This window comes from Chelatococcus sambhunathii (genome assembly GCF_001418005.1).
GTDB lineage: Bacteria > Pseudomonadota > Alphaproteobacteria > Rhizobiales > Beijerinckiaceae > Chelatococcus_A > Chelatococcus_A sambhunathii.
On sequence record NZ_LIOL01000001.1, the window covers coordinates 312,350 to 330,275 of the forward strand.

17 protein-coding genes are annotated in these 17,926 nt (G+C 66.6%); 7 read left to right on the top strand and 10 right to left on the bottom strand.

What is annotated here, in order from left to right; all coding sequences use genetic code 11:
• The first annotated feature begins 83 nt into the window (after positions 1–83).
• A complete protein-coding gene (gene greA / locus ASC46_RS01465; RefSeq protein ID WP_055457518.1) occupies positions 84–557 on the top strand; it encodes a transcription elongation factor GreA in 474 nt (157 codons plus the stop codon).
• Between the two features lie 20 nt (positions 558–577).
• Positions 578–1,132 (top strand): hypothetical protein, encoded by a 555-nt coding sequence (locus ASC46_RS01470; protein ID WP_055457519.1) that lies wholly within the window; start codon positions 578–580, stop codon positions 1,130–1,132.
• Positions 1,133–1,385: 253 nt separating this feature from the next.
• Here the strand turns inward: ASC46_RS01470 and ASC46_RS01475 are convergent, their stop codons facing one another.
• A complete protein-coding gene (locus tag ASC46_RS01475) occupies positions 1,386–1,868 on the bottom strand; it encodes an Lrp/AsnC family transcriptional regulator (protein ID WP_055457520.1) in 483 nt (160 codons plus the stop codon).
• Between the two features lie 114 nt (positions 1,869–1,982).
• Here ASC46_RS01475 and ASC46_RS01480 point away from each other — a divergent pair, with 114 nt between their 5' ends.
• The 3 genes from ASC46_RS01480 to ASC46_RS01490 all read left to right on the top strand — a co-directional run bounded on the left by ASC46_RS01480 (position 1,983) and on the right by ASC46_RS01490 (position 4,939).
• The gene (locus ASC46_RS01480; protein ID WP_055457521.1) at positions 1,983–2,987 is read left to right on the top strand and encodes a mitochondrial fission ELM1 family protein; all 1,005 of its coding nucleotides are present in this window, start codon (positions 1,983–1,985) and stop codon (positions 2,985–2,987) included.
• A gap of 26 nt (positions 2,988–3,013) precedes the next feature.
• Entirely contained in the window at positions 3,014–3,976 is a 963-nt protein-coding gene (gene trxB / locus ASC46_RS01485) for a thioredoxin-disulfide reductase (protein ID WP_055457522.1), read from the top strand.
• A 72-nt stretch (positions 3,977–4,048) separates the two neighbouring features.
• Entirely contained in the window at positions 4,049–4,939 is an 891-nt protein-coding gene (locus tag ASC46_RS01490; protein WP_055457523.1) for a LysR family transcriptional regulator, read from the top strand.
• A 623-nt stretch (positions 4,940–5,562) separates the two neighbouring features.
• Here ASC46_RS01490 and msrP read toward each other — a convergent pair.
• The 8 genes from msrP to ASC46_RS01530 all read right to left on the bottom strand — a co-directional run bounded on the left by msrP (position 5,563) and on the right by ASC46_RS01530 (position 15,702).
• Complete coding sequence (msrP, locus tag ASC46_RS01495; protein ID WP_055457524.1) at positions 5,563–6,510, bottom strand: protein-methionine-sulfoxide reductase catalytic subunit MsrP; 948 nt, start codon at positions 6,508–6,510, stop codon at positions 5,563–5,565.
• Positions 6,511–6,603: 93 nt separating this feature from the next.
• A complete protein-coding gene (locus tag ASC46_RS01500) occupies positions 6,604–8,334 on the bottom strand; it encodes an AMP-binding protein (RefSeq protein WP_082464657.1) in 1,731 nt (576 codons plus the stop codon).
• Positions 8,335–8,580: 246 nt separating this feature from the next.
• Positions 8,581–10,635, bottom strand: coding sequence for an elongation factor G (locus tag ASC46_RS01505; protein WP_055457525.1), 2,055 nt, complete (start codon positions 10,633–10,635; stop codon positions 8,581–8,583).
• Between the two features lie 116 nt (positions 10,636–10,751).
• Entirely contained in the window at positions 10,752–11,576 is an 825-nt protein-coding gene (locus tag ASC46_RS01510) for an ABC transporter permease (protein WP_055457526.1), read from the bottom strand.
• On the bottom strand, positions 11,569–12,363 hold the full coding sequence (locus ASC46_RS01515) for an ABC transporter ATP-binding protein (protein WP_055457527.1): 795 nt from the start codon (positions 12,361–12,363) through the stop codon (positions 11,569–11,571). The genes ASC46_RS01510 and ASC46_RS01515 overlap by 8 nt, the downstream gene beginning before the upstream one ends.
• Positions 12,364–12,621: 258 nt before the next feature.
• On the bottom strand, positions 12,622–13,602 hold the full coding sequence (locus tag ASC46_RS01520; protein ID WP_245280451.1) for an ABC transporter substrate-binding protein: 981 nt from the start codon (positions 13,600–13,602) through the stop codon (positions 12,622–12,624).
• Positions 13,603–13,834: 232 nt separating this feature from the next.
• A complete protein-coding gene (locus ASC46_RS01525; RefSeq protein ID WP_055457529.1) occupies positions 13,835–14,347 on the bottom strand; it encodes a DUF992 domain-containing protein in 513 nt (170 codons plus the stop codon).
• 152 nt (positions 14,348–14,499) lie between these two features.
• Positions 14,500–15,702, bottom strand: coding sequence for a pyridoxal phosphate-dependent aminotransferase (locus ASC46_RS01530; protein ID WP_055457530.1), 1,203 nt, complete (start codon positions 15,700–15,702; stop codon positions 14,500–14,502).
• A gap of 303 nt (positions 15,703–16,005) precedes the next feature.
• Here ASC46_RS01530 and ASC46_RS01535 point away from each other — a divergent pair, with 303 nt between their 5' ends.
• Positions 16,006–16,224, top strand: a complete 219-nt coding sequence (locus ASC46_RS01535) for a hypothetical protein (RefSeq protein ID WP_055457531.1) — start codon at positions 16,006–16,008, stop codon at positions 16,222–16,224.
• Between the two features lie 142 nt (positions 16,225–16,366).
• Positions 16,367–17,521, top strand: coding sequence for a PQQ-dependent sugar dehydrogenase (locus ASC46_RS01540; protein WP_055457532.1), 1,155 nt, complete (start codon positions 16,367–16,369; stop codon positions 17,519–17,521).
• Here ASC46_RS01540 and ASC46_RS01545 read toward each other — a convergent pair whose 3' ends face one another.
• Entirely contained in the window at positions 17,522–17,884 is a 363-nt protein-coding gene (locus tag ASC46_RS01545) for a DMT family protein (protein ID WP_055457896.1), read from the bottom strand. It lies immediately after the preceding gene.
• Positions 17,885–17,926 lie beyond the last annotated feature (42 nt).

Here is a 17,926-nt window from a genome sequence, read left to right on the forward strand (position 1 = left end):
CCGCAACACGTCGAGTTTCATCACGCGTCACGGGGTACGATTGCGGCCCCGGACGGCGTCTTTGTTGTGAGAGAACGTACGCGATGGAAAAGATCCCGATGACCGCCTCAGGCTATGCGGCCCTCGAAGCGGAGCTCAAGCGCCGCCAGCAGGAGGAGCGTCCGCGCATCATCCAGGCGATCGCCGAGGCGCGTGCGCTCGGCGACCTCTCGGAGAACGCGGAATATCACGCCGCCAAGGAAGCGCAGAGCCTCAACGAGGGCCGCATCCAGGAGCTCGAGAGCCTCCTGTCGCGCGCCGACGTCATCGACCTCAGCAAGCTCAACGGCAAGACAGTGAAGTTCGGCGCCACCGTGACCCTCGTCGACGAGGACACGGAGGAGGAGAAGGTCTACCAGATCGTCGGCGAGCCCGAGGCAGACGTCCATTCCGGCCGCGTCTCGATCACCTCCCCCGTGGCCCGCGCCCTCATCGGCAAATCCATCGGCGACAGCGTCGAGGTGGTGACCCCAGGCGGCGGCAAGTCGTACGAGATCATCAACGTCCGCTTCGGCTGATCCGCATTCGGAGGCCTTCCATGGCAACGGTGTCGCGTCGTCACCTGCTCGGCATGGCCGCGCTCGCCGGAACGCTGGCGCTCGGCGCCTGCGTTGCGCCGGCAACGACGCCGCTGCCGGCGGGCGAGGCCGGAGCGCTGCGCCTCTCGGCCATCTCGGTCGACATCTCGGCGCTGGTCGCCCAGGGCCAGGGCCCCTTCGCGACGCTCGTCGGCGACAGCCTGTCGGATGCGCTCACGAACGCCTTCGCCGACCGGCTCGCGCCGCGCGACCGCACGGCACCGCGCCTCGTCGTGCGCCTGAAGAGCCTCACCTTGTCGGCCTGGTCAGGAGGCTCCTCGATCCGCATCGACGGCAGGGATTTCGCCGAGGGCGGCTCCGACAGCGACTATCTCGACGGCGAGGCGCTCATCGTCGGCCGCCGCGGCGAGATCGAGGCGCGCTACCCGATCCTCTTCGCCCTGCCGTCGAGCTATTCCGGCCCGTGGTATCTCGCCGACAACGAACAGCGCCGCGCCGCCACCATAGCCCAGCTCTACGCCGACTGGGTCAAGCGCAAGATCGTCGGACGGTAGGCCCGGGCGCCTCTCTGGCACACCGCGACATCGCGCCGGTCGAGCCGATCCAAATAGCGCCCGCAGCGCTCGTTCGATCCTCACCGTCGTCATGCCCGCGCTTGTCGCGGGCATCCACGCCTTAGAAAATTCCTGCAAAGTCAGAAGGCGTGGATGGCCGGGACAAGCCCGGCCAAGACGGCGGGGGATGCCGGGCCAGCGATCCCGACGCCGACCGGTCGATAACCCGACCCTCCAGCCCGCCGATCCGCCCCTACCCCACCCTCGATCCGTCCGCCATGGGCACGATCGGCTCGTCCTTGACGAGGTCGAGCGTCAGCGCCGTGCGCACGTTGCGCACGTTCGGCATTGCTGTCAGTTCCAGCACGAAGGACTGGAAGGAGCGCAGGTCTGGCGCCACGCATTTGAGGAGGAAGTCCGTCTCGCCCGACAGGGTCCAGCATTCGCGCACCAGCGGCATCTGGCGGATGCGCGCGGCGAAGGCCTCGAGGTCCGCCTCGGCCTGGCTCGCGAGATTGACCATGGCGAAGCAGGTGACATCATAGCCCAGGCGCCGCTGGTCAAGGATCGCCCGGTAGCCCCGGATGATGCCTGCTTCCTCGAGCGCCCGCACGCGGCGCAGGCAGGGAGGCGCGGAAAGTCCGGCGCGGCGCGCCAGTTCCACATTGGTGATACGGCCGTCTGCCTGGAGCTCCTTCAGGATCTTCCAGTCCGTCGCGTCGAGTTCCACGCGCAAGCGCGATTATCCTTCTCGCAGGTGCCGGACGATTGCGTCATGCGACGTGGCACGGGCACGGTGATCGCCTGATTTAGTATGATTCGGGCGCCAAATTCGCAAGAGAGTCTCACGATGTTGCACGCCGATAGCGCCTGGATTCTCACCGACGGCAAGGCGGGCGACGAAACCCAGTGCCTCGGCCTCGCGGCCGCGCTCGGCATCGAGCCGCAGTTGCGTCGCATCGCCCCCCGGCCGCCCTGGTCGTGGCTGATGCCTTGGGGGCCCATCGATCCGCGCGAGGCGTCCGGGCAGCCCGCGAGCCCCATCGCACCGCCCTTTCCCGACCTTGTCATCGCCTCCGGCCGCCGCGCCGTGCCTTATCTGCGCCACGTCAAGCACGCTTCCGGCGGACGCACCTTCACCGTCTTCCTGAAGGATCCCCGCACCGGAACCTCCGCCGCCGATTTCATCTGGGTCGGCGAGCACGACCGCCTGCGCGGCGAGAACGTCATGGCAACGCTGACGCCGCCGCATCGCATCTCGGCTACGCGGATCGCCGCCGCCAGGGCTGCGCCGCCGGCCATCCTCGCTGCCCTTCCCCTGCCCCGCGCAGCCGTCCTCGTTGGGGGCGACAGCCGGCACCACACCTTCACGCCTGCCGACATCGCCGGCTTCGTCACAAATCTCAAGTCACTGCGGGCGAGTGGCGTCTCGCTGATGATCACGGCCTCGCGGCGCACGCCGCCGGCGCTGCGCACCGCGCTCGCTGATCTCGCCGAGGAGGAGAATGTCTATCTGTGGGACGGCCGTGGCGACAATCCCTATGTCGCCATGCTCGCCCTCGCGGACGCCGTGGTCGTCACGGCCGATTCGACCAACATGGCCGGCGAAGCGGCGGTCACGGGCCGGCCGGTGCTCGTCTTCGAGCCGAGCGGCGGCCATCCGCGCCTCAAAGCGTTGCTGGAAGGTCTCAGGGGCGCAGGAATTGTGCACGCCTTTCGGGGGAGACTTGAAGGAAGCGCATACCAGCCCTTAGATTCAACGCCGAGCATTGCAGAGGCTGTCGCCCGGGCCTACGAGGCCCATCGTAGGCGCTTCCTCTCTTCACCCCGCGACGCTCCTGTCGCAGACGCCTGAAAGGGCGAACAGTCGATCGGTCCGCCATGACGCACACGCATGCTAAGGTCCTCATCCTGGGCTCCGGCCCGGCCGGCTATACCGCTGCCATCTATGCCGCCCGCGCCATGCTGGAGCCGGTGCTCGTCACCGGGCTGCAGCAGGGCGGCCAGCTCACCATCACGACCGACGTCGAGAACTATCCCGGCTTTGCCGATGTCATTCAGGGGCCCTGGCTGATGGAGCAGATGCGCCTGCAGGCCGAACATGTCGGCACGCGCATCGTGAGCGACTATATTTGCGCCGTAGACCTGTCGCAGCGGCCTTTCCGTCTCACCGGCGACGGCGGGGACACCTACAGCTGCGATGCGCTGATCATCGCCACCGGTGCGCAGGCCAAGTGGCTCGGCCTGCCGTCGGAGGAGGCCTTCCAGGGTTTCGGCGTGTCGGCCTGTGCCACCTGCGACGGCTTCTTCTTCCGTGGCAAGGAGGTCGTCGTCGTCGGCGGCGGCAACACGGCCGTGGAGGAGGCGCTTTACCTTGCCAACATCGCCGCCAAGGTCACGCTGGTACACCGCCGCGACGAGTTGCGCGCCGAGCGCATCCTGCAGGATCGCCTGTTCCAGCATCCGAAGATCGAAGTGGTTTGGGACACAGCGCTCGAGGAGATCTGCGGCGAGGGTACGCCTCCCTCGGTAACGCACGTGCGCCTCAGGAATCTCAAGACCGGCGCTGTCAGCCAGCGCCGCACGGACGGCGTCTTCATCGCCATCGGCCACAAGCCGGCGAGCGAGCTCTTCATCGGGCAACTCGACATGAGCCCGAGCGGCTACATCCGGACCGAGCCGGGCACGACGCGTACGAACGTCGAGGGTGTCTTCGCCGCTGGCGATGTCACCGACGATGTCTATCGGCAGGCGGTCACGGCCGCCGGCCTTGGCTGCATGGCCGCACTCGATGCCGAGCGCTGGCTCGCTGCCCGCGAGGCCACCCTCGAGGCGGCCGAATAACCAACGAGGAAACGCGACGGCGGCCCCCCGGGTGCTGCCGGCACAACAGGCGGAAGGCCAGCGGGGGCGGCCGTGGATTGGGACAAGATCAGGATTTTCTACACTGTCGCGGAGGCAGGCAGCTTCACGCGTGCCGGCGATGATCTCGGGCTCAGCCAGTCGGCCGTCAGCCGGCAGGTGAGCGCGCTCGAGCGCGAGTTGAAGGCCCCGCTCTTCCACCGCCATGCCAGAGGCCTCATCCTGACCGAGCAGGGAGAACTGCTCTTCCGCGCCGCGCGCGACATGACCATGCGGCTCGATGCGACACGGGCTCGCCTTGCCGAGTCGCGCGAGCGCCCGTCGGGCACCCTGCGCGTGACGACGACGCTCGGCCTCGGCACCAACTGGCTGACGCCTCGCATCGGCGAGTTCTTGGATCACTACCCGGACGTGCGGGTGGAGCTCATCCTGTCGGACGAGGAACTCGATCTTTCGATGCGCCAGGCCGACGTCGCCATCCGCCTGCGCCAGCCCGTGCAAGGCGACCTCATCCAGCGCCGCCTGTTCACGGTGCACTTCCACGTCTATGCATCCACCGAATATCTCAAGCGCTTCGGCCAGCCTGAGAAGCTGGTGGACCTCGACAACCACCGCATCCTATCCTTCGGCGGCTCGATGCCGCATTACCTTCTGGCCGTGCACTGGCTGGCGACAGCGGGCCGTGATCCGAAGGATCCGCGCCCCTACCATCTCGTTGTCAACAATATCACGGCGCTGAAGAAGGCTGTCGAGCGGGGCGCCGGCATCGCAGTACTACCCGATTACATCGTCGAACCTGGCCTCGGGCTCGTGCAGATTCTGACCGATGTCGAAATGCCTTCGCTGGAGAGCTATCTCGTCTATCCGGAAGAGATGAAGAACGTTGCGCGGGTGCAGGTCTTCCGCGATTTCCTGATCGGCAAGGCGCAGCGCTGGACCTACTGAACCGCTGAATCGGTGCGGGATATATTCAGGCTTTTGAAGCGGAATTATGACATATGACCTGCATAAACATGCGGCATCTGCATAGCTGACATGCCCCATGTTGCATTGCAAAAAGGCAGGAAAAGGCCGATATCAATCGTGGCTGAAGGCGATGGGCTCCGCACCTCCTCCCGGCGTAGAGCCCATTTCGGCCGTTCCCCTCTGGAAGTGTTCCGACCTTGGTCGGACATGACTTAGGCCGGGTTCCCTCAGGAACCCGGCCTTTTTTCTTGGCATTTGCCGCAAGCGACTCGTGCGCCGTGCCCCTGGACGATGCCGACGCTGGATGCATGGCTGACATGTCCCTGCCTGCGTTGCGGAAGCGCTGCCGAAGGACCATATCACTCATGGCTGAAGGCGATGGGCTCCGCACCTCCTCCCGGCGTAGAGCCCATTTCGGCCGTTCCCCTCTGGAAGTGTTCCGGCTTCGGTCGGACATGACTTCAGGCCGGGTTCCCTCAGGAACCCGGCCTTTTTCTTGTGCACCTCAAATCTTGCACAATCTTTGACGGCAAAGGGCGCAAGCGCATTGCATCTCCTGCGCGGGGACGCTCGCAATGCTGCAGGAGCGGATCCCGGTCCACCTAGAGGAAGAGTTTTTCGCCCACGAGGCCGCTATAGAGCCCGGCCACGAACGCGCCATAGCCGTTGTAGATCTGCGTGGGGAACATCTCGCCCGTACCGATCATCTCCTCTGCGGCCTGGCTCCAGCGCGGATGCGGCACCGCGGGATTCACATTCGCCCAGAAGCCGTATTCGGAGGGCTGCAGCGCCTCCCAGAAGCTCGTCGGCCGCGTCTCGGAGAAGGAAATGCGGTTGATCGATTTGATGGACTTGAAGCCGTATTTCCACGGCACGGCGAGGCGCAGCGGCGCGCCCATCACTTTCGGCAGTGGCTTGCCGTAGGCGCCAGTGACGAGGAAGGCGAGTTCGTTCGTCGCCTCGGCGATGGTCAGGCCCTCGGTATAGGGCCACGGATACCACGTTTGGCGCTGCCCGGGGGCGATCTTCGGGTCGTGGAAGGTCTGCATGACGACGTATTTCGCCGAACCGAGCGGGCGCGCGCGCTTCACGAAGGCGCTGAAGGCAAAACCCGTCCACGGCACAGCCATGGCCCAGGCCTCCACGCAGCGGTGCCGATAGAGCCGCTCCTCCAGCGGCATGGTCTTGAGAAGTTCGTCCAGGCCGATCTCGAAAGGCCGCTCGACGAGCCCGTCGACCTTGATGGTCCATGGATCGCTCACGAGCGCCTCGGCCCCGGCGGCGACGCGCTTGTGGGAGCCGAACTCGTAGAAATTGTTGTAAGCGGTGTTGATCTCCTCCGGAGTCACGCTTCGGTCGAGCACGAAACGCTCGTTGCGCGGCGCGGGATAGAGCCCGGCGGCCGCCTCTTGGGCCCGAGCCGTGCGACCGGCGCCCAGCATGACAAGGCCCGCAGCGCCGGCCAGGAAGGATCGGCGGTCGAAGAAGATGGCTTCCGATGTGGCCACCGATTCCGGCAGGCGCCAGCCGGGTTGTGTCCTGATCAGCATGGATGCGCTCCCGAGGCGGATCCGCCCGTCGTGAAAAGGGGTAGAGCCGTGCGCGGCCGGCGACAATTCACGCCTTCGGGAGCGCGCGCCGGATCAGGGGTGTCCGCCGGCCTGCGCCTCGTCCCTGAGGGCCCGGCGCAACACCTTGCCAACATTTGTCTTCGGCAGGCTGTCGCGGAAAACGATGCGGCGCGGCACCTTGTAGGAGGTGAGGTTCTCGCGCGCGAAGGCACGCAATTCCTCCTCGGTCAGGCTCTCGTCCCGCTTGACGATATAGGCGAGCACCGCCTCGCCCGAGTGCTCGTCCGGCTGCCCGACAACTGCCGCCTCCAGTACCTTCGGATGGCGGACGAGGACATCCTCGACCTCGTTGGGATAGACGTTGAAGCCGGAGACCAGCACCATGTCCTTCATGCGGTCGACAATGCGGAAGGACCCCTCCTCCGCCTCGACGGCGAGGTCTCCGGTGCGGAAATAGCCGTCGGCGGTCATCACCTTCGCCGTCTCGTCGGGGCGCTGCCAGTATCCTGCCATCACCTGCGGGCCGCGCACGCACAATTCCCCGACTTCGCCGAAGGGAACATCAGTATTGTCGAGGCTGCGGATGGCGACATCCGTCGACGGCAGCGGAAAGCCGATGGTACCGGTGAACTCCTCGATATCGAGCCGGTTCGCTGAGACGACCGGCGACGTCTCGGACAGGCCGTAGCCCTCGATGATTGGCTTGCCGCTGATGTCCTTCCAGCGCTTGGCCACCGCTGCCTGGGTCGCCATGCCGCCCGCGATGCACAATTGCACGGGCGAGAAGTCGACCTCCCCGATACCGGAATGATGGGCAAGCGCGTTGTAGAGCGTGTTGACGCCGCTGATCATGGTGAAGGGCCGCGATTTCAGCGTCTTCACGAAGCCGGCGATGTCGCGCGGATTGGCGATGAGCAAGCCGCAGGCCCCGATGCGCATCATCATCATGCAGCACACGGTGAGGGAGAAGATGTGATAGAGCGGCAGCGCCGTCACCATGATGTGGCGGCTTCCGTCGGTCTTCACCCAGCCCTCGAGCCAGGCCTTCATCTGCGCGACATTGGCCGTGATGTTGCCGTGGGTGAGCACGGCGCCCTTGGCGACTCCGGTCGTCCCGCCCGTGTATTGCAGGAAGGCCACGTCCTGCGGCGTCAGGGCAACCGGATCGGGCGCCCGCCGCCGCCCCTCGGCAAGGACCGCCGCGAAACGGACGGCGCCCGGAATGCTGAAGGGCTTCACTGCCTTCTTCACGTGCCGGGACACGAGATTGACGATGGCGCCCTTGAGGCCCATCAGGTCTCCCGGCGTGGCGATGACGACCTGATCGAGCTTCATCTGCGGCAGCGCCTCGGCCACCGTGTGGGCGAAGTTCTCGAGCACCACGAGCACGCGGGCCCCCGCGTCGTTCACCTGGTGCGCCAGTTCGCGCGGCGTATAGAGCGGGTTGACGTTGACGACCGTGCAGCCGGCGATGAGCACGCCGAACATCGCCGCCGGATAGGCGAGGACGTTCGGCATCATCAGGGCCACGCGATCGCTCTTGTTGATGCCGCGGGCCTGCAGCCACGATGCCGTTGCCTCGGCGGCGGCGCGCAGTCCGGCGTAGGTGAGTTCCTTGCCGAAGCTCTCGAACGCCGGCCGGCCGGCGAAGTCGCGCGTCGCGTCGTAGAAGAGGTCGGCGAGCGTGCCGAGATGGCTGATGTCGATTTCCGCGGCGACTGTCGGCGGATAGGACCGCAGCCATGGCCGCCTCGCCATCAGTTGCTCGTTGGTCCCGTGTCGCGTCTCGATCGCCTCCACCATGACGTTCTCCCGCTCATGTTCCCGGCCGGTTGCACCGGCTCTTCGCACATTGTCTTTCAGGCGGGAAAAACTGTCGATAGAGGCGGGATTCGGCGTCGAAATGCCCCCATGAAAGCGCCTGCAGCCGCCCACCGGCCGCATCGACGCGACCACGCAGCGCAGGAAACTGCGCAAAAGCGGGGAGAATCATCCCTCGCCCTTTTCGCGCGGGCGAAAAGGGCGAGGGATGATCGAACCTGCGCCTCCTCAGCCGCCGGTTGCCGCTGCGCGGGCCATGACGACCTGATCGGCCGCTTTGCCGCTGAGTTCCGCCAGATGGTCGAACCGCGCCGAGAAGCTGCCGACACCAGCAGTGGCCGAACGCAACTCGACGATGAGGTCATCCATCTCGGCCTCCGGGATCATGGCGTTCACCAGGTCCCAGCCGAGCCAGCCCGGTCGCCCGTCATAGCCGAGGATCTGCCCCCGCCGTGCCGAGATGATCGCCGTCGCCTTGGACATTGCCTCCGTCGGCACGGCGATCTCCACGGCCAGCATCGGCTCGAGCAGCACCGGCTTGGCATTCGGCAGCATCTCGGCCATGGCGAGTCTTGCCGCAGCGCGGAAGGCCATGTCGGAGGAATCGACCGTATGGTACGAACCGTCGGTGAGCGTCACCTTCATGTCGACGACGGGAAAGCCGAGCGGTCCCTTCTCCGCCGCCTCGCGCACGCCGATCTCCACTGAGGGAATGTACTGCTTGGGCACGACGCCACCGGTGATCGTGTCGGTGAAGACGATGCCTTCGCCGCGCGGCAGCGGCTCGACATGGAGCACGACGTCCCCGAACTGGCCGTGACCACCCGACTGTTTCTTGTGGCGCCCACGGGCTTGGGCCGCGTGGCGGATGGTCTCGCGATAGGCGATCTGCGGCTTGCGCACGTCGACCGTAACGCCGAAGCGCGACGCGAGCCGCGCGATGGCGACGCGCAGGTGCATCTCGCCCTGGCCGCACAGACGCATCTCGCCGAGGTCGGGCCGCTGCTCGAGCACGAGCGAGGGATCCTCCTCGACGATCTTTCCGAGCGCCGTCGTCAACCGCACGTCGTCCTTGCGGTCGCGCACGAGGAGCGCCAGCGAGAAGACGGGATCGGGCGGAGCGACGGAGACGATTGCCGTCGGGCGTTCCTTGCCGACTGCGAAGGCATCGGAGGTCGCGACATTGTCAAGCCGGGCGAAGGCGACCGTCTCGCCTTCCTCCGCCGTGGTCCGGCGGCTCTGCCCCTGGCCCTTCAGGTCGACAATGCCGGCAACGCGCGCCTCCCCCCCGCGCGATGATACGACCGTGTCGCCCTCGGAGATAGGGCCGCGCAGCACGCGCGCCAGCGTCAGCTTGCCGCCCTGGCCGTTGTGGCTCGTCTTCATCGCGAAGGCGAGCGGCGGCCCTTCCTCGGGCACGCCGAGGCGAGCCCGCGTCGCGGCGAGGCGCGGCGCTTCGTGGCGCAGCGCCTTGAGCAGGCGCGTGACCCCGTTGCCGCGCTCGGCCGAACCGAAGAGCACCGGCACGACATGCATGTCGCGCAGTTCGCGCGAGAGATCGTCGAACACCCTGTCGCGCGGCGGCTCGATCTCCTCGACGAGATCCTCCATGAGTTCGTCGTCGTAGTCGGCGAGCCGCTCGAGCATCGAGAAGCGCGCCTCCTTCTCGCGACCGACCTCGGTGACGGGAAGGTCGATCACCTCGCTCGCGGCATATTCGCGATAGACGAAGGCTCGCTCCAGGGCGAGGTCGATGAAGCCGATGGCTATGCCATCCTTCCATATGGGAATCTGGCGCAGCAGGAGCGGCGTGCGCGAGGCTCTCTGCAGGCTGGCGAGCGTCTCGCGCACGCGCCGGCTCGCCGCATCGATCTTGTTGAGAAAGAGGAAGCGCGGCACATCCGCCTCCTCGAGCTCGCGCATGACGAGTTCGAGTGCCGGCACCTTGCGGTCGTCCGCCTCGCAGACGACGACGGCCGCATCACAGGCCGGCAGGACAGTGCGCATGTCGTGCAGGAACTCGATCGAACCGGGGCAATCGACGAAGGTGAAGCGCTCGCCGAGGAAATCGCCGCTCGCGACGTTCGGCTCGATGCTCATGCCCTGCGCCCGCGCTTCGGGCGAGGCATCGCCGATCGTGTTCCGGTCCGCCACCTTCCCCTGCCGGTCGATCGCCCCCATGCGGGCGAGACAGGCCTCCATCAGGCTGGTCTTGCCACTCTGGTAGGGGCCGACGATGGCGATGCACCGGGGCCCCGCTCGTTCTCTACCGCTGGCATCCATGGCCGCCTCTCCCTCGCATGACGGCCACGAAGGCCGTCATGTGATCGTCACGCCGTCGGGCGTGCGAATCAAGGGTGGCGGTGAGGTGGCACCCGCAGCCGCTCGGGCGGCGAGGCTCAACGCCAGGCGAGCAGGCGCTTTTCGACGGCCCCGATGACGCCGGCAACCGTCAGGCCGAGCAGCGAGAGCACGACGACCCCGGCGAGCAGGCGGTCAGACTGCATGAGATTGCCGGCGGCCAGCACTAGGGCGCCGACCCCCTCGTTGGCGCCGATCATCTCGGCGGCGATGAGCAGGACGATACCGATGGAGGAGGCGATGCGCATGCCTGACAGGATGCCGGGCAGAGCCCCCGGCAGGATGATCTTCGAGATGATGGCGAAGGAGGACAGGCCGAAGCTGCGACCCATGCGCACGAGCGAGCGGTCGACATTGTCCACGGCCCCATAGGTCGCGATCACCATGGGGAAGAAGGTGCCGAAGGCGATGGTCGCCACCTTGGAACTTTCGCCGATGCCGAACCACAGGATGAAGAGCGGCAGGAGCGCGATCTTCGGGATGGGGAAGAGCGCAGCGACCAGCGTCGCGCCAGGCGAGCGCACCAGGCTCGACAGGCCGATGGCCATGCCGAAGGCGATGCCCGCGGTGCCGCCGATGGCGAAGCCGCCCGCAAGCCGCACGAGCGAGGCCGAGAGATGGGTGGCGAGCTCGCCGCTGAGGGCCATGCGCCTGAGGGCGTCGATCACCTCGCCCGGGCTCGGGGCAAGGACCGGGCTCATCCAGCCAAAGCTGGAGGCGGCCTGCCACAGCAGGATGAGGGCGACGAGGGCGGCGAAACCGACGAGCCGATGGGTGCGCGGCAGGAAAAGCCCGCCGCGGAACGTGACGGGACGCTTGTCAGCCGTGGCCGCCGGGCACACGTCATGAGCCACATCAACCATTGATCGCCTCCCCATCGGCGAGTTCCCGATCCGCCTCGGCGGCATCAGCCCGGATCAGATCCCACAGCTCGCGGGCGCGGCGCACCAGTTCCGGATCGTCCGAGCGACGCGCCCGCCGGTCGCCGGCGATCGTGACCGTCTCGCGCACGCGCCCGGGGCGACGCGACAGGACGAGGATGCGGTCGGCGAGCCGCACTGCCTCGTCGAGATTGTGCGTGACATAGACCATGCCCAGCGCCTCGGCGCTGCCTTCAGCCGAGACGAGTTGCACGAGGTCATCCATCAGCAGTTCGCGCGTCTGCGCATCGAGAGCCGACAACGGTTCGTCCATCAGCAGTACCGCCGGCCGCGCCGCGAGAGCGCGGGCGATGCCGACCCGCTGGCGCATGCCGCCGGACAGCTGCTTCGGATAGGCCTTGGCGAAATCGGTGAGGCCGGTACGGGCGAGAACGTCGCGGACCGTATCTGCCACGACGGCCTGCAAAAGGCCATGCCCCTCCAGCACCAGGCGCACATTGCCCTCCACGGTGCGCCAGGGCAGCAGGGCGAAGTCCTGGAAGACGAAGGTCAGCGGGTTGAGCGAGGCGGCAGGCGGTGCGCCGGCGACGAGCGCCGCCCCCGCCTGCGGCTTCTCCAGTCCGCCGAGAATGCGCAGCAGCGTCGACTTTCCGCAGCCTGACGGGCCGACGATTGCGACGACCTCGCCCGGCCCGACAGTGAAGGAGATGTCGTCCAGCACCGGCAGGGGGCCGTAGGCATGGGCGATGTGGTCGGCGATGAGCTGCATGTCCGGTCTTTCAAACAATTGCTGCGGCGGGAGCGCCGCCGCAGGTAATCACACCCGAAAAAGGCCTCTCAGAAGGGCGGCGAAAAACGACATGCTCACACGCTGGCCAAGGCTTGTCCGACTTGTGCCACCCTTAAGAGACGCAACACGCAAGCGCGTTGCTATTATCATCCACGCCTTTGGACTTGCTCGCGTGTCGCGGCGTGGATGCCCGCGACAAGCGCGGGCATGACGGTTGTGAAATCGGAGCGGCCGCTTTCAGTTGGCGTTGATGTGCCCGTCGATGAAGCTGAGGTCGAGGATCGACTTAGCGTCCACCGACGCATCGACGAGGCCTTCGTCCTTCAGCCATTGCACCTGGGTCAGGATGTCGGCGACGTCGAGCCGGGCCTTCTCGTCCACGAAGAAGGCCGCACCCTTGACCTTGGCGGCTGCCTGGGCCGACTCCTCCGACGGATAGACGTGTTTGGCGACGAGCGCGGCCGTCGCGTCGCTGTCGGGCGCATAGGCGATGTTGCCCGAGGCATCCTTGGCGAGGAACGCCTTGGCGTAGTCTGCGGCGCCTTTCTGGTACGCGCGCACGAACTTCTCGACCGTCGCCCGCTTCTCCGTAATCATCTTGGTGCTCGTGAACAGGCCGCCGAACTGGTATTCGGTGACGTCGGAGACGCGCCCGATCAGCTTCGCCTCGCCCGAGGCGACAAGCGGCTTGGCCAGATGCGGCGCGATGATGATGGCGTCGACCTGCCCGCTCTTGATGCTCGCCACCATGTTGGGCAGCGATTGCAGCGGCTTGAGTTCGACGCTCTTGAGCGCAAAGCCGTTGGCGGCGGCGATCTGCCCCATCTGGTAGTGGAAGGACGAGCCCACCTGCGTGATGCCGACCGACTTGCCGGAGAGCTTGTCGAGGCTCGTCAGCCCCTTCTCGTAAGCGGCGTTGGAGGCGAGCACGAGGTTGCCCTCGTAGCCCTTCTTCTCACGCGCCTGGGCGGCGATGACCTTGAGCGCGCCCTTGCCGGCGAGGTTGTAGAAGCCGGCCGTGAAAGCGGTGACGCCAAATTCGGTGTCGCCGGAGACGACGGCAAGCGCGATGGGCTGCGCGGCCTCGAAGAACTTCAGCTCGACATCGAGCCCCTCGTCCTTGAAATAGCCCTTCTCCACGGCGAGGAAGAGCCCGCCCGAAGAGACGAAGCGCAGCACGCCGACCGTCACCTTCTCCTGCGCCGCGGCGGACAACACGGATCCTGCGAGGCCCACGACGACGAAAGCCGCCACCGCGGCCTTGCGCCCGATCGATGCCAGGCGCCAACGCGCCGACGGTCGAGAAGCAACCCCTGTCATTGAGCATACCCCGTTTGATGCGCCTTCGGCGCTGATGCGTTGGGCAAACCAATACGGGGCCGGCCGGCTGCCGTAAACAAGGAAAACCCCGGCTTGTGCCGGGGTTTGCTCCGGTTGTAGACGCGGCTCCTCAGCGAGCGAGTTCGAGCCGCATGTCGGCGACGCCGAGCGCGAGGTTGAGGCCGGTCTGGCCCTGCACCGAAAGGGGCTGGAGGCTGACGGCACGGTTGGAGCCGCCGACGAGGACGTTGGCGCCGACACCCGCGCCAACCGTCGCCTCGCCGCTCGCGCCGGCATATTCGCCCTGCAGGGCGCCACGGCCGAGCCGGCTCGTCGAGGCTGCGACGGCCCAGACAAGCACGCCGCCCGTCGTCGCACCGATGTCGAGCCCGAACTTGCGGATCGTGCCGACATACTGCTCCGTGCGGCCGCGGTTGTCCGTGAAGCGGCAGTTCAGAGCGCGCTGGGAGGTGATGATGAAGCCGACCCCGCCGGAGACGTTGCAGGCGAGGCGGCCCACCTCCGTCTTGGGTGACGCCCGCACCGGGCTCGATTGTGCGAAGGCATGATGCGCGCCGAAGACCCCTATGCCGACGATCGCGATGGCGGCCAGGGTTGTGGCCGCTGTGGGTCGCTTGCTCACGGCTTGGCTCCCATTGTCTGAGGACAGGATGGGACAACAACGCGCGGCCCGAGCGACTGTTCCCTCACCTGCCGCCTGTGCTGAGCCGATCATCGGCCGAAATGACAACGGGGCCCGAAGGCCCCGTCGCATTCCTGCTCGACGAGCCGCGTTCAGCGCAGGCTGGCGCAGAAGCGCTGGACGCGATGGCAGGCCTCCTCGAGCTTCTCGTTCGAGGTGGCGTAGCTGATCCTGAGGTTGGGACCGAGGCCGAAGGACGAGCCGTGCACGGCAGCGACCCCCTCGGTCGCCAGCAGCTCGAGCACGAAGTCCTCGTCCGTCTCGATCTTCTTGCCCGAGGGCGCCGTCTTGCCGATGAGCTCGGCGCAGGAAGGATAGACGTAGAACGCGCCCTCCGGCGTCGGGCAGGAGAGGCCCCTGGCCTGGTTGAGCATGGACACGACGAGGTCGCGGCGCTCCTCGAAGGCCTTGCGGAAGCGTGGCAGGTGGTCCTGCGGGCCGGCAAGCGCCTCGACCGCCGCCCATTGCGCGATCGAGCAAGCGCCCGAGGTCTGCTGGCCCTGGACGAGGTCCATGGCCTTGATGAGCTGCTCCGGACCGGCGGCATAGCCAATGCGCCAGCCGGTCATGGCATAGGCCTTGGAGACGCCGTTCATGGTCAGCGTGCGCTCGTAGAGCGCCGGCTCCACCTGCGCCGGAGTAACGAAGGTGAAGTCGCCGTAGACAAGATGCTCGTACATGTCGTCGGTCAGCACCCACACATGCGGATGGCGCACGAGCACGTCCGTCAGCGCCTTCATTTCCGCGAAGCTGTAAGCCGCGCCGGAGGGGTTCGACGGCGAGTTGAGGATGACCCACTTCGTCTTCTTCGTGATGGCGCGGTCCAGCGCCTCCGGGCGGAGCTTGAAATTGTCCTCGAGCCTGGCTTCGGCAAAGACGGGCGTGCCGCCGTTGAGCGCCACCATCTCGGGATAGCTCACCCAGTAGGGTGCCGGGATGACCACCTCGTCGCCGGGATTCAGCGTGGCGAGCAGGGCGTTGTAGATGACCTGCTTGCCGCCGGTGCCGACGATGGTCTGCGAGGGCTTGTAGTCGAGCCCGTTCTCGCGCTTGAACTTGGCGACGATGGCCTCGCGCAGCTGCGGGATACCCGAGACGGGCGTGTACTTCGTCTCGCCCCGCTCGATGGCGGCGATGGCAGCCCGCTTGATGTTCTCGGGCGTGTCGAAATCCGGCTCGCCCACGGACAGCGAGATCACGTCCCGCCCTTCGGCTTTGAGATCCCTCGCCTTCTGCGTGAGCGTGATGGTCGCGGACGGCTTGATGCGGGACAAAGCGTCGGCGAGGAAGGCCATGGAGCGTCTCCGGATTGGATGTGTCGGGCCCGCGCGCGCGGGCGCCGTTCGTGTAGTGCCGCGAGCCGTCGAGAGCAAGCCAAACGTGCTCATGGCATCGATGAATTGGCCGAATGTGTCGGCACCGGAGAAACCTGGCGGCGGGAACAAATGCGCCCCGCGCGGCATTTGACAAGCACGGAACAATCGAGCCCGGCGGGAAGATTGAATTGCTGAAGCCCTGTGCGCCAACGCACTGCAGCCCCGTGTATACGGCAGCAAAATCTTACCCGTCCACAGGTCGTGGACATGGAGTAACGCGCCATGAACGTCAACGATCCGATCCGCCTCTCGGACATCCGCCGGCCACGCGCCGTGGCGGCCTCCGTCACGCGCGTCGAAGCGGAACGCCAGTTCAAGTTCTCCCTGGTGCTTCTTGTCATCCTGACGCTCGGCACCGCGGTGGTTGCCATCGGCACCGGGATCGGCACCAGCCAGACCATCGCCCGCGAGCCCGCCATCATCGTGCACTCGGTCTCCTGACGGAGCCACCCTGGTCGATCCGTTGCTGAAGGCCTCGCCTCGCAGCAACGTGACCTTGCAGCCATTGACCGCCCGTGACCGCTTCTTAGCCTGACAGGCAACCTTCCCGGCCCTTTGGCCTTGCGCGATCACGGAGGCGACCATGTCAATCGGCTTTTGCGGCCGGCTTTCAACGGCAGCGGCGCTGATCTTCCTGCCTGCGCTCGATGCAAGGTCCCAGAATGCCGAGCCCTTGCGCGAGAAGACCCGGCACGGCGAGATTGTCCTCGAAACCGTCGCATCGGGCCTGGAGCATCCCTGGGGCCTCGCCTTCCTACCGGACGGCGCGATGCTCGTCACCGAGCGGCCGGGCGACATACGCCTGGTATCGCCGGAAGGAGCGGTGTCGCCCCCTCTCGCCGGCACGCCTGACGTCGCGGACCGGGGCCAGGGCGGTTTGCTCGATATCGCGCTCGATCCTGACTTCACCACCAACCGCACGCTCTACATAACGTACGGCGAACCGCGCGCGGCGGGCGGCGCAGGCACCGCGGTCGCGCGCGCCCGGTTGAGCGACGATGCTGCGGCGCTCGCCGACGTCACTGTCATCTTCCGCCAGGAGCCGGCCCACACGGGCGCCAACCATTACGGTTCCCGCCTTGCCTTTGCCCCGGACGCCACGCTTTTCGTGACACTCGGTGACCGCTACGACCTGCGCGACAGCGCGCAGGACCTTTCCACCCACCTCGGCAAGGTGGTGCGGATCAGGACCGATGGCTCCGTACCCGACGACAATCCCTTCATCGGCCGGCAGGATGCGCGACCGGAAATCTGGTCCTACGGCCACCGCAACCCGCAGAGCGCCGCCATCAATCCCGACACGGGTGAATTGTGGACCATCGAGCACGGCGCCCGCGGCGGCGACGAGATCAACATCACCCGCAAGGGCCTCAACTACGGCTGGCCGGTCATCACTTACGGCGTCGACTATTCCGGCGCCAAGATCGGAGAGGGCACTGCGAAAGAGGGCATGGAGCAGCCGCTCTACTATTGGGATCCCTCCATAGCCCCCTCCGGCATGGCCTTCTACACTGGGGAGGCATTTCCACAATGGCGCGGCAGCCTGTTCATCGGCGCGCTCGCCGGCCGGATGCTCGTGCGCATCGAGCGCAAAGGCGACCGCATCGTTGGCGAGGAGCGGATGCTGCGCGATCTCGGCGAACGTATCCGCGACGTGCGGCAGGGGCCGGACGGCTTCCTTTATCTCCTGACGGATGCCCCCGACGGCCGGGTGCTGCGCGTGCGCCCGGCGGGCTGATCAGCCGAGGGGTCCGCGGAAGATGAAGAAGGCGCCGGCGGCGATGAGCGCGAAACCGACGAGGTGGTTAAGCGTCAGCGCCTCCTTGAGGTAGATCACGGAGAAGAGCGCGAAGACGACGAGGGTGATCACCTCCTGCATCGTCTTGAGCTCGGCCGCCGAATAGACCTCGTGGCCGATGCGGTTGGCCGGCACGGCGAACCAGTATTCGATGAAGGCGATGGCCCAGCTCGCACAGACCGCGATCCACAGGGGCGAGGTCTTGAATTTCAGATGCCCGTACCAGGCAAAGGTCATGAAGACATTGGAGAGGACGAGGAGCGCGACCGGCGCGACGTGCGGAGCTGAGACGGCTGGCAGCATGAGTGGGGCCGAACGTGATTGGAGCGCGTCCTCATGCGCCAT